The following is an 11,492-nucleotide window of genomic DNA, read 5'->3' on the forward strand; positions in this document are numbered from 1 at the left end:
CGATGCTAGGTTTCCCCTGTGTCTGTCTATTTTCCCTTTGTCTAACGCTTTAAGGTGAGGTACCCCGCGCTGAGGATAATGACAAACCCTGCCACCATGTAAGACGTAATGGCCTCGCCCCAGAATAAATAACCGAGTAAAGCAGCAAAAATAACCGAACTGTAAGTGAACACTCCCACTTGAGAAGGCGGTGCAATACTAAAGGCGCGGGTCATGGCCAGTTGGCCGATAACGGCGAACAAACCAATCCCAAGAATACCCAGCCAAGCGCTAAGCGGGATCGGCTGCCAGCGAATGAGTAATGGGAAAAACGAAAGCACTGAGGCAAAGAAAGAAAAATAAAACACAATTTTGCTTGGTGACTCAGTAGCCGAGAGTTTTCGGATCATGGTTTTTGTCCAAGCGGCAAAAATAGCGGCGATAAAGGCGACGCCGACCATAGGGTGTAACGCTTGCTGGGCGGGATTCAAGAACACAAAGGCGCCGACAAACCCCAAGGCAATGGTGGCAAAAAGGCGGGGGCGAATGTGCTCTTTCAGCCAGAAATAACTAATAATTGGAATGAGGAATGGCGCCAGAAGCAACACTAAAGTGGCCTGTGCTAATGGAATAGTGGCAATCACTAAGAAAAATAGATACATAGCGGCTATACCAAAAACGGCGCGAAGAATATGTAAGCCAAACTGCTCGGTTCGGAACGCAGTTGCTCGCTTGCGGTAGAGCCAGGGAAGTAACACCAATAGCGCAAAAAGGTTGCGGAAAAACACCAAATGTTCAAAGGGGAGCTGGGCACTGGTGTGTTTCACCAAAGCACTCACACCAGCGAAGCACAATTCTGCCAGCAAGACTAAGGCTGACGCAATAACGAAGGGAGGAATATTTAGCATGTGTACCTGGGCCGGAAACTTTATGAAGGCAGATCTTATCATGCAGCGGGGGTTACGGCATACTATGGCCATAGAAGGGTTAATTGCAGGTAATGAGAGATATGACAGATATAACCACATCAGCCCTCATTGTGGGTGGTGGTATGGTGGGCGCAAGCTTGGCTATAGGTTTGGCCCGGCAAGGAAAGCAGGTAGTGGTGCTAGACCCTAAATTCATTCACCAATGGGATAAAAACAGTGAGTATGACTTGCGTATATCTGCTGTTACTCACGACAATATCGAGCTGTTGGAGCAACTGGGTGTTTGGTCGCGTATACAGGACTGTCGCCTGTACCCATTCCATCAATTGGCGGTAAGTGACTCTCCCGAGCATTGGTTAGAGCTTGGTGATGCCAACGGAAGCAAGCCCCTTGGCTATATGATAGAAAATAAAGTGATGCAGCACGCTTTGTTTTTAGAAATGACTGCCTATGACTCTATTCAGTGTCTAGAAACCTCCCTCGAACACTTATGCCCAGGGTCGCAGCAGGCGACCACAGTGGACGGACATATAATACGTTTTGACTTAGTGTTTGGCTGTGACGGAGCCCATTCACAAGTACGCAGCCAAAGTGGTATAGGGGTCGCGGGGCGTGACTATGGTCAACGTTGCTTACTCAGCATTGTTGAAACAGAGCAGCAAGTACCTGCGCGCACTTGGGAGTTATTTAAAGACCGTGAAATTCATGCTTTATTGCCCTTAGCAAATAAATATGCCTGTTGTATTTTATACGGAAGCTCGGACCAAGTTGCCGCTTGGCAAGCAAGTAAAGAAAGCATGGCAGGCGAATTAAAAGAACGCTTTACGCCCTATATAGGCGCTTTTAAAGTGCAAAACTATGCCAGTTTTCCCTTGATCCGACAAAGTGCTCTGCGTTACGTACAGTGCCCTACGGTTCTGCTAGGGGATGCGGCTCATAGCATTCATCCTATGGCAGGGCAGGGAGTAAACTTAGGCTTCCGTGATGTCAAAGCATTGCTAGAAGCAGTTCAGTCGCAAGCATTGACGCCCACAACAGAGCGAGCCGCTGCATTAACCAGGTTTCAGCGCATGCGGCGCATTGACAACGAAACGATGGCCCATGCTATGGATGTCATTGGGTGGGGATTTCATGCAGAAAAACAGCCGGTGCCAGTGCTGCGACGTGCCCTGTTAAAGGGTTTACAAGCATTTGCTCCTGGCCGCAGTATCATGACAGCCTATGCCAGCGGAGTCTGGAAGCTATAAAGCAAAAAAGTCGCTCGAGGCGACTTTTTTAGCATATGCACTTAGCTTTTTTCTAAATTGGTGCGGACGGAGAGACTTGAACTCTCACGCCGTGAAGCACTGGAACCTAAATCCAGCGTGTCTACCAATTCCACCACGTCCGCAATTTAGAAAATGGCTGGGGTACCAGGATTTGAACCTAGGAATGGCGGGATCAAAACCCGCTGCCTTACCACTTGGCTATACCCCAACGGTTTTCAGCTACTTTGCAGTTGTGGGTACTTTAAGTATTTTCATCAAAGAAAATGGCTGGGGTACCAGGATTTGAACCTAGGAATGGCGGGATCAAAACCCGCTGCCTTACCGCTTGGCTATACCCCAACTGTCTTAAAGTTGGTGCGGACGGAGAGACTTGAACTCTCACGCCGTGAGGCACTGGAACCTAAATCCAGCGTGTCTACCAATTCCACCACGTCCGCATGAATGATTATTTGGTGGCTATGGCGGGATTCGAACCTGCGACCCCATCATTATGAGTGATGTGCTCTAACCAACTGAGCTACATAGCCGTCAATAAACATTTCATTGCCACACTGCGAGTGTGCGGAGCGCATTATGCGAATACTGTCCGCATACGTCAACCTCTTTTCGTGAAAAAATTGCATTTTAATGTTCAAGTGGTCAAAAAAGAGCTGCTTTGACTAGAACTTGAGCAAAATCACCACGGGAGCACTTCGCCATTGCTATGCCAAAAGGTGCCAGAGGTTTCTAGAGTGAGCTCTTGAATACGTTGTCTTAGTCTTTTAGCCGCCTCATCTGCTGAAATATCACCCGCTTGATTCACCATATCCGTTTGTACAAAGCCAGGGTGCAACAAGGCAACGGCGATGCCGTTTGGTTTTAGATCGCAGGCGAGGGAAACACCCGCAGCATTCAAAGCCGCTTTCGACATGCGATAGCCATAGTACCCACCGCTGGTGTTGTCGGCAAGAGAACCCATTCTACTGGTAATGAGGGCTACTTTGCTGCCCGATTGCAAATGGGGTAGTAAGCCTAACGTGAGCTGCAATGGTGCTAAGGCATTCACATTAAACTGTTGCTTGATATCCTCAACGGGGGCGCAATCGAGGGTTTCCCGAGTCAGAATGCCCGCATTTTGAATCAAAATATCGAGCTTGGTGTCGCCAAGTTCGCTGCCAATAGCTTCCGCTGCACGTATACTAGTGACGTCGACGCCTTCAATAACCGTCACATTATTCAGAGCCTTCAATGCATCAGAGGCTCTGCGACAAACAGCATACACCTGATGCCCTGCGGCAGAATATTGTTGAGCGAAGGCTAAACCTATGCCTCGGTTCGCACCTGTAATTAAAACATTTAAACTCATGTATGACTCCTATTTTTTACTTTTCGTTAGCTTTACTGGGTCTAGTAGCTCTGCTAACTCTTCCTTGGGTATATCGGTTTCTTCCGCTGCAACATCCAGAATAGGGCGCTGCTCTTGGTAGGCCTTTTTGGCAATGGCTGCGGCTTTGTCATACCCAATAATTGGGTTTAATGCTGTGACCAAGATGGGATTGCGCTGGAGTGAGTCATTAAGATTTTCAGTGTTTATGCGCAATGGCTGTATGCACTGGTCCGCTAGCGCATAGGCACTGCTAGTCATAAGCTCAATGCTTTGTAGCAGATTATACGCAATGACCGGCAACATCACATTCAATTGAAAGTTGCCTGACTGGCCAGCAATGTTAATGGTCGTCTGGTTACCCAGTGTTTGTGCGCAGGCCATACAAACGGCTTCTGGTACCACGGGGTTTACTTTGCCTGGCATAATGCTTGAACCAGGTTGCAAGGTCGGGAGCGTTATTTCTGCAAGTCCAGCAAGCGGACCACTGTTCATCCAGCGTATGTCGTTGCTAATTTTCATAAATGCCGTAGCGAGGGAACTGACAGAACCAGCGGTTGCTACGGCAATGTCTTGACCAGCAATACCTGAAAAGGGGTTTTCTGCTGCAGTAAAGGGTTGCTCAGTAAAGGCACTTAAACACTCATTAAAGCGTTTAGCAAATTCCGGGTGGCTATTGACACCTGTGCCAATTGCCGTTCCTCCCTGGGGCAGAGCTCGAAGCTGAGGCAATAACGCCTGCAAGCGCTCGCTGGCAAGTTGTACTTGATTAGCCCAAGCCCGTAGCTCTTGACCCAGGGTGAGTGGCATCGCGTCCATCAAGTGCGTTCGCCCCGTTTTAACCACATGATCAAGCTCTGCAGCTTTGGTTTCTGTCACTTCGACGAGATGAGCCAAAGCGGGCAGTAATTTTCGAGTAATACGGCGGGTGGTGCTGAGTTGAATGGCCGTTGGTATAACGTCGTTACTACTTTGTCCAAGGTTGACGTCGTCGTTCGGTGAAATCGCAAGCCCTGTGTGGTTGCTTGCCAAATGAGCGAGTACTTCGTTCACGTTCATATTGGTACTGGTGCCTGAGCCTGTTTGAAACACACCGACAGGGAACTCGCCTTGCCAGCGCCCCTCAAACACTTCCAGGGCAGCCTGCATAATAGCGTCTGCTTTTTCTTTCGCAAGCACACCTAAGCTGGCATTTGCCTCAGCGGCGCAATACTTAATAAGAGCTACGGAGCGAATAAACGCAAAGGGCAACTGCACTTCACTGAAGTGAAAGTTATCAATTGCCCGCTGGGTTTGGGCACCATAAAGTGCATCGACCGGAACTTCCACTTCGCCTAAGCTGTCTCGTTCAATTCTATACTTAACCATGACACCTTCCTTTGCCAATAAAACATACTTATAGAGTGGGCGGCTTCGTCGTACAATTCAACTCCTTTAGGCATAAAAAAACCGGCAAAAGCCGGTTTTTTAAAAGAGAGAAGAGGTTACACGTTAAAGCGGAAGTGAATCACGTCACCGTCTTTAACAATGTAGTCTTTACCTTCTAAACGCCATTTACCGGCGTCTTTTGCACCTTGTTCACCATTGTGGGCAATAAAGTCGTCGTAGCTGACCACTTCAGCACGAATAAAGCCTTTTTCGAAGTCCGTATGGATAACACCTGCGGCTTGGGGTGCCGTAGAGTTCACACGCACTGTCCAGGCTCGGACTTCCTTTACACCCGCTGTGAAGTAGGTATGTAGGTTTAATAAGTCGTAGCCACCACGAATGACGCGGTTTAAACCTGGCTCGCTTAATCCCATAGAAGCAATGAACTCTTCTTTTTCTTCATCTTCAAGTTCAGCAATTTCTGACTCGATGGCAGCACAGACAGGTACGACAATTGCGTTTTCCTTGGCTGCAATTTCCTTCACCATGTCCATGTATGGGTTGTCTTCGAAGCCGTCTTCAGCAACGTTGCAGATATACATGGTGGGTTTTAAGGTGAGTAAGTTGTACGAACGAATGGTTTTACGCTCTTCGTCGTCAAGCTCAATGGAACGAGCCATTTCACCTTCTGTCAAAGCAGGTAATAGCTTCTCCAGCACAGACATTTCGGCTTTAGCCTGCTTGTCACCACCTTTGGCTTTTTTGCCTAAGCGGTGAATGGCTTTTTCTACTGAGTCGAGGTCGGCTAAAGCAAGCTCAGTGTTAATAATTTCAATATCGTCTTGCGGACTTACTTTACCAGCCACATGCACAATGTTTTCGTCGTCGAAACAGCGCACCACATGGCCAATTGCGTCGGTTTCACGGATGTTGGCTAAGAACTGGTTGCCTAAGCCTTCGCCTTTTGAAGCCCCTTGAACCAGCCCGGCTATATCCACAAACTCCATGGTGGTGGGCAACACCCGCTGTGGCTGCACTATTTTGGCTAAAGCAGTTAACCGCTCGTCTGGAACCGGTACGACACCTGTATTTGGCTCTATGGTGCAGAAGGGAAAGTTTGCTGCTTCAATACCCGCTTTGGTTAATGCGTTGAATAGGGTTGACTTACCTACGTTGGGTAAACCAACAATGCCACATTTAAATCCCATGAGAACACCTTTATTTGTTTAGACAGTGCATTAGCGCACTGAGTGTAAGTACTGCTTGGCCTCGACCCAACCTTTGGCGAGGGCAAGATCTACGGCACGCACGGATTCATCAATAATACGTTCAATGGCGTCGCGTTCACTTTGCGGGGGCTTGCCTAACACATGCCCTGTCACGCGATCGCTGTGGCCAGGGTGGCCAATACCAATACGCAGTCGATGAAAATTATTGTTGTTACCAAAGCACCGAATTATGTCTTTTAACCCGTTATGTCCGCCATGGCCACCACCTTGTTTAAAGCGGGCTACACCTGGGGGTAAGTCGAGTTCGTCGTGAACAACTAAAACCTGCTCTGGGGGCACCTTAAAAAAGTTCGCCAAGGGCGCCACAGACTGACCACTTTTATTCATAAAGGTCATGGGTTTGAGTAGGCGGGTATCGGGGTAAGGTGCTGGCATGCGGCCAGTGATACCAAAATATTTTGATTCGCTAGCTAATGGAGTCGAGAAGTGGCGTGCAAACTCGTCTATGAACCAAAACCCGGCATTGTGCCGGGTTTGTTCATATTCTGAGCCTGGATTACCAAGACCCACAATTAGGCGAATGTCAGCAGACATCCTGAACGACTCGCTTATTCGTCGGCGGCGTCGTCTGCAGCTTCTGCAGCGCTGTCAGTGTCGCTTTCTTCGTCTTCAGTGCTTTCTTCTTTCGCAGCTGTAATTGAAACAATTACAAGGTCGTGGTCTTCGCCGCGGCCTAGTTCAACTGCTGTAACACCTTCAGGAAGCGTCACTTCAGATAGGTGAATGTTTGCACCAATTTCTAGCTCAGCTAGGTCAATTTCAATTGCATCTGGAAGGTCTTTTGGTAGACATGACACTTCGATGTCTACTTCGTGACGAATAACAACACCTTTCAGCTTCTGAATAACTTCTTCATTCATGAAGTGAACTGGTACACGGGTTGTGAATTCTTCTTTTGCACTTACACGCTGGTAGTCCAAGTGAACTAGCTTCGGCTTGAACGGGTGACGCTGCATATCTTTTAGGATAGCTTGCACTTTTTTACCGCCAACATTCAGAGTGTGAATGCTGCTGTAAAAAATTTCGTGGTCAGCGGCGTTGTTGACCTTGTCATGATCTAAAGTTAATGAAACTGGGGCTTCGTCGCCACCGTATAGAATCGCTGGAACTTTACCGGCATGACGTAGGCGGCGGCTCGCACCTTTACCTAAGTCAGTACGGATTTCAGCGTCAAAGCTGTATTCTGTGCTCATGGTTATTCTCCATAAATAATTGGGTTACACTCCGCGACCAGAATGTAACGTGAATCCCCGTCACTCGAGGGCGGCGCAGTTTAGCATTAGTGGCTATTACTTTCAATGAAAAGCAGGTTGTTTCGGCTGTGTTTCTCCAGAAATAAAAAAGGCCAAGGGGAAGTGCCCTTGGCCTTTCTCAAAAAGAAAGACGCGGTTAGTATTCAAACATAGCCGAAATAGATTCTTCATTACTCACGCGACGTAGCGCTTCAGACAGCATGCCACTTAAGGTCAGTTGGGTGACCATACCCGTCGCTTTCATTTCCTCCGAAAGCGGGATACTGTCGGTGACCACAAGCTTGTCGATGTGCGAGTTGCGAATGTTTTCCACGGCATTACCTGAAAATACAGGGTGTGTAGCATAAGCGAAAACGCGTTTAGCCCCCCGGTTTTTCAAGGCTTCTGCCGCCTTAGCAAGCGTGCCACCCGTGTCTATCATGTCATCCACCATGACACAATCACGGCCTTCCACGTCACCAATAATGTGCATTACCTGCGACTCGTTCGCTTTAGGACGACGTTTGTCGATTATCGCTAAGTCGGTTTCGTCCATCAGCTTTGCCATTGCGCGCGCGCGAACAACACCACCAATGTCTGGCGACACCATAACAGGGTCATCGAAGGTTTGAAGTTTCATGTGCTCTAGTAGCACAGGGCTACCAAACACGTTGTCGACAGGTACGTCGAAGAACCCCTGAATTTGCTCTGCGTGAAGGTCCACGGTTAATACGCGGTCAACACCAACACTCGAAAGGAAGTCAGCCACAACTTTCGCAGTAATAGGTACTCGGGCTGAACGCACACGTCTGTCTTGACGAGCGTAACCAAAGTAAGGCATGACGGCGGTAATTCGACCTGCAGATGCACGTCGTAATGCGTCGACCATAACCACGAGTTCCATGAGGTTGTCATTGGTTGGAGCGCATGTTGATTGGATAATGAAGACGTCCGATCCGCGGACATTTTCGTTGATTTGAACACTGATTTCGCCGTCGCTAAAGCGACCTACATCGGCGTCGCCGAGTTTAATGTAAAGTCGATCTGCGATCTTGCGAGCCAGCTCGGGTATTGCGTTGCCAGCGAATAGCTTCATGTCGGGCACGAGAAACCTCAACCTTATTTGTATGTAAGTGCGGAGAACGCCGAGTTAATTTACCAAGGCTGCGTTTAGGGCAAGATGTGCTGGCGAGGTGTTAAGCCCTTGAGCAATAAAGCCTGTAAACGAAGCTGGCATATTATTAAGTGCGTGCTGCGCTGCCTCTTTTGACGTAAAAGGGGCAAATAAACACGCACCTGTTCCGGTCATTCTGGACGCCCCGTATTCTAGCAACCAGTTATGGGCAAGCGCAACCTGCGGATGCAGCGATTTAACCAAGTTTTCGCAGTCATTGTGGTGATCCGCCCAGTTTATCTGTGGGTCTTTTAACGGGGCCGTATTCCGGGGTAAGTTCGGGTGAGTAAAAATTTGGGCGGTACTCACTTCCACGTTCGGGTGCACAATGAAGTACCAAGACTCCTCTGGGTGCATAGGCGTTAGCTGTTCACCCACCCCGCGGGCTAGTGCTGCAAAGCCATGCACAAAAATTGGCACATCTGCACCGAGCTCTAGGCCGATTGCTGCAAGTTTCTCAAGTGGTAAGTGGATATCCCACAGGGCGTTTAGCGCTAACAATGTAGTGGCTGCGTCGGAGGAACCGCCACCCAGGCCACCGCCCATGGGTAAGCGCTTGGTTAATTCGATCTTTATACCGGCTTGAGTATGGAGTCGATAGGGGAGCAAGGCCCGAGCAGCTTTTACGATTAAATTGTCTTCGTCTGCAACCTGGGGTAATCCTGGGGTGAGTTGAATGTCGCCAGTGTTGGTGCGAGAGAAGGCTAAGGTGTCACCCACACTTAAAAATTGAAAAAGAGTTTCTAATAAATGGTAACCGTCGTCTCGCTGGCCGGTAATATGCAAGAATAAATTTAACTTTGCCGGGGCGGGTAAAATTAAGTCGGGTTGGCTCACTGTATTTGGCTCCAGTTATTTATTTGCAAGCGAATACGGTAGTTCGCATGTGTTATTTCAAGCTCATGGGGTAGCAACAGAGTGCCCAAAGGAGTGTCAACGCCTTTATAGCGTGACAAGGCGATATGCCACAGATCTTGACCACCTTGTAGGGAGGTGCTTGCCACCTGGTACGAAGCTAAGGTGCCGTCAGGGTAATAGCGATAATCGTTGCCGAGTTCAGCTGGCTTACGGCCTGTTATCGCTTGTTCAACTAATTGGAAAGGTAAATGAATGCCGAGCTGCCAAGCCAGAAGCTGGTCGACGGTAGGCGCATAATAAGATTTCCCCTGCATATCCGTAAGGCTGGCTTGCGTTGCAGTTTGGGTGAGACGCGCTAAGGTTCCGCGAAGAGGGTGCGATAAACGCAACGAAGAAAGAGTTGTTTCTTTTTGCCAGGTTAACGTAGCGGTCGACCTGTCATCTTCTAGGGTATTAAAAAAAGCCATGCGGCCACGAATATGCCATTGGGCGATGGCCTCTATTTGCGCTTGGTGCTGCTTTATAAGAGTCGCTGGAGCCTGGGACGTGCTGGCATCTTGACTGGGGCGTAGCGAGCACCCACTGAGCAGAAGAAGAAAGCAGGTCAGTACGAGTATGTAAGGAGAACGAAATGTTGGCATAAGTTTACGCATCTTTAATAAAGTAATATCTCAGCAGTGGGTTTGTGTCTGTGGCTTTCAATAGGAACCTGCATCGCTTACAATATACCATCGAAATCACGTCATCTTCAGCGGAATTAACAAATTATTCATGAGCATTCTTGCTATTGGCATTAATCACACCACGGCTACTGTAGACGTGCGTGAAAAAGTTGCTTTTCAACCTGAGCACCTTGAGCATGCATTACAATCCTTGGTGCAGCAAGGGAAAGTGTCCGAGTCTGTTATTGTTTCGACTTGTAATCGTACTGAGCTCTATTGTAAAGCTGAAAGTGGCGATGCTGCGCCGATCATTCAATGGCTGGCTAACTTTCATTCGCTTCCTGTTGAACAAGTAGCACAGCATGTGTACCAGCATAAAGACGAGCAAGCCATCAGCCACTTGATGGCTGTGGCTTCTGGGCTTGACTCTTTGGTGCTAGGCGAGCCGCAAATTTTTGGGCAAGTAAAAGACGCCTACGACGCAGCACGCAAAGCAGGCACGATTGGCGCTTTATTTGACCGCTTATTTCAGTCGACCTTTGCTGCGGCTAAAAATGTTCGCACCGACACATCGGTTGGTGAGAATGCCGTATCCGTAGCATTCTCAGCCGTGAACTTAGCAAAACATATTTTTGCGGACTTGAGCGACGCAGAAGTTCTTTTAGTGGGGGCTGGGGAAACAGCAGAACTTGCTGCGCGCCATTTACGCGAGCAGGGAGTGCGTAAGTTAAGTGTGGCAAATAGAACCGTTGCGCGCGCGCAAGAGCTGACCGACGTCGTCGGTGGTGAAGCTTACACCTTGGATCAATTAAAAGGCTTGCTGTCGAAGTCGGACATTATTATCAGCTCCACAGCGAGTCCTGTGCCTATAATTGGTAAGGGCTGGGTTGAAACTGCCATAAAAGCACGTCGACATAAGCCCATGCTTTTTATTGATTTAGCCGTACCACGGGATATTGAAGAAGAAGTAGGTACCCTGAATGACGTGTACTTATACACTGTGGACGACCTGCAAAAAATTGTGAGTAAAAACCTAGCCCAACGGGAAAAAGCAGCGGCTGAAGCCCGGACTATTATTCAACAGCATGTAGCGGACTTTACCGCTTGGGTACAAAGTTTAAACAGTGTCGACATTTTACGAGAGTATCGGACACAAGGGCAGCGCATTGCCAATGAGCAAAAAGAGCGTGCTTTGAATGCGATTGCAGCCGGGCGTGACCCGGAAGAGGTGATTCACCAGCTAGCCCAGCGTTTAGCCAATACGCTCATGCACAAACCAACGACGGCGATACAGCAAGCAGGGCGAGATAATGACATTTACTCCCTGGCTGCATATCAAAAACTAATACACCACGAGGCCGACGAATAAG

Annotated in this window: 11 protein-coding genes and 5 tRNA genes; 2 read left to right on the forward strand and 14 right to left on the reverse strand. The window is 48.6% G+C overall.

Features of this window, described 5'->3' with window-relative positions; translation table 11 throughout:
- Positions 1 to 41: 41 nt before the first annotated feature.
- Entirely contained in the window at positions 42 to 887 is an 846-nt protein-coding gene (locus CWE15_RS01480; protein ID WP_126756283.1) for a DMT family transporter, read from the reverse strand.
- A 101-nt stretch (positions 888 to 988) separates the two neighbouring features.
- Between CWE15_RS01480 and CWE15_RS01485 the strand changes: the two genes are divergently transcribed.
- The gene (locus CWE15_RS01485; protein WP_157980691.1) at positions 989 to 2,155 is read left to right on the forward strand and encodes an FAD-dependent monooxygenase; all 1,167 of its coding nucleotides are present in this window, start codon (positions 989 to 991) and stop codon (positions 2,153 to 2,155) included.
- Positions 2,156 to 2,213: 58 nt separating this feature from the next.
- Here CWE15_RS01485 and CWE15_RS01490 read toward each other — a convergent pair.
- From CWE15_RS01490 to lolB, 13 genes are all read right to left on the reverse strand, one after another.
- Positions 2,214 to 2,298 (reverse strand) — tRNA-Leu (locus CWE15_RS01490).
- Positions 2,299 to 2,309: 11 nt separating this feature from the next.
- Positions 2,310 to 2,384, reverse strand: a tRNA-Gln gene (locus CWE15_RS01495).
- Positions 2,385 to 2,440: 56 nt separating this feature from the next.
- Positions 2,441 to 2,515, reverse strand: a tRNA-Gln gene (locus CWE15_RS01500).
- 13 nt (positions 2,516 to 2,528) lie between these two features.
- Positions 2,529 to 2,613, reverse strand: a tRNA-Leu gene (locus CWE15_RS01505).
- A gap of 13 nt (positions 2,614 to 2,626) precedes the next feature.
- Positions 2,627 to 2,703 (reverse strand) — tRNA-Met (locus tag CWE15_RS01510).
- A gap of 149 nt (positions 2,704 to 2,852) precedes the next feature.
- The gene (locus CWE15_RS01515) at positions 2,853 to 3,521 is read right to left on the reverse strand and encodes an SDR family oxidoreductase (protein WP_126756285.1); all 669 of its coding nucleotides are present in this window, start codon (positions 3,519 to 3,521) and stop codon (positions 2,853 to 2,855) included.
- 9 nt (positions 3,522 to 3,530) lie between these two features.
- The gene (locus tag CWE15_RS01520; RefSeq protein ID WP_126756286.1) at positions 3,531 to 4,907 is read right to left on the reverse strand and encodes a class II fumarate hydratase; all 1,377 of its coding nucleotides are present in this window, start codon (positions 4,905 to 4,907) and stop codon (positions 3,531 to 3,533) included.
- 116 nt (positions 4,908 to 5,023) lie between these two features.
- Entirely contained in the window at positions 5,024 to 6,115 is a 1,092-nt protein-coding gene (gene ychF, locus CWE15_RS01525; protein ID WP_126756287.1) for a redox-regulated ATPase YchF, read from the reverse strand.
- A gap of 30 nt (positions 6,116 to 6,145) precedes the next feature.
- A complete protein-coding gene (pth, locus tag CWE15_RS01530; protein WP_126756288.1) occupies positions 6,146 to 6,730 on the reverse strand; it encodes an aminoacyl-tRNA hydrolase in 585 nt (194 codons plus the stop codon).
- Positions 6,731 to 6,744: 14 nt separating this feature from the next.
- A complete protein-coding gene (locus CWE15_RS01535) occupies positions 6,745 to 7,389 on the reverse strand; it encodes a 50S ribosomal protein L25/general stress protein Ctc (protein WP_126756289.1) in 645 nt (214 codons plus the stop codon).
- Between the two features lie 196 nt (positions 7,390 to 7,585).
- Entirely contained in the window at positions 7,586 to 8,533 is a 948-nt protein-coding gene (locus CWE15_RS01540) for a ribose-phosphate pyrophosphokinase (protein ID WP_126756290.1), read from the reverse strand.
- Between the two features lie 45 nt (positions 8,534 to 8,578).
- A complete protein-coding gene (gene ispE / locus CWE15_RS01545) occupies positions 8,579 to 9,439 on the reverse strand; it encodes a 4-(cytidine 5'-diphospho)-2-C-methyl-D-erythritol kinase (protein WP_126756291.1) in 861 nt (286 codons plus the stop codon).
- A complete protein-coding gene (gene lolB / locus CWE15_RS01550) occupies positions 9,436 to 10,101 on the reverse strand; it encodes a lipoprotein insertase outer membrane protein LolB (protein WP_157980692.1) in 666 nt (221 codons plus the stop codon). Before lolB ends, ispE begins: the two co-directional genes overlap by 4 nt.
- Positions 10,102 to 10,231: 130 nt before the next feature.
- Between lolB and hemA the strand changes: the two genes are divergently transcribed.
- Positions 10,232 to 11,491, forward strand: coding sequence for a glutamyl-tRNA reductase (gene hemA / locus CWE15_RS01555; RefSeq protein ID WP_126756293.1), 1,260 nt, complete (start codon positions 10,232 to 10,234; stop codon positions 11,489 to 11,491).
- The last annotated feature ends 1 nt before the right edge of the window (position 11,492 follow it).

Origin of the sequence: Aliidiomarina taiwanensis (genome assembly GCF_003987015.1) — a bacterium.
Lineage (GTDB): Bacteria > Pseudomonadota > Gammaproteobacteria > Enterobacterales > Alteromonadaceae > Aliidiomarina > Aliidiomarina taiwanensis.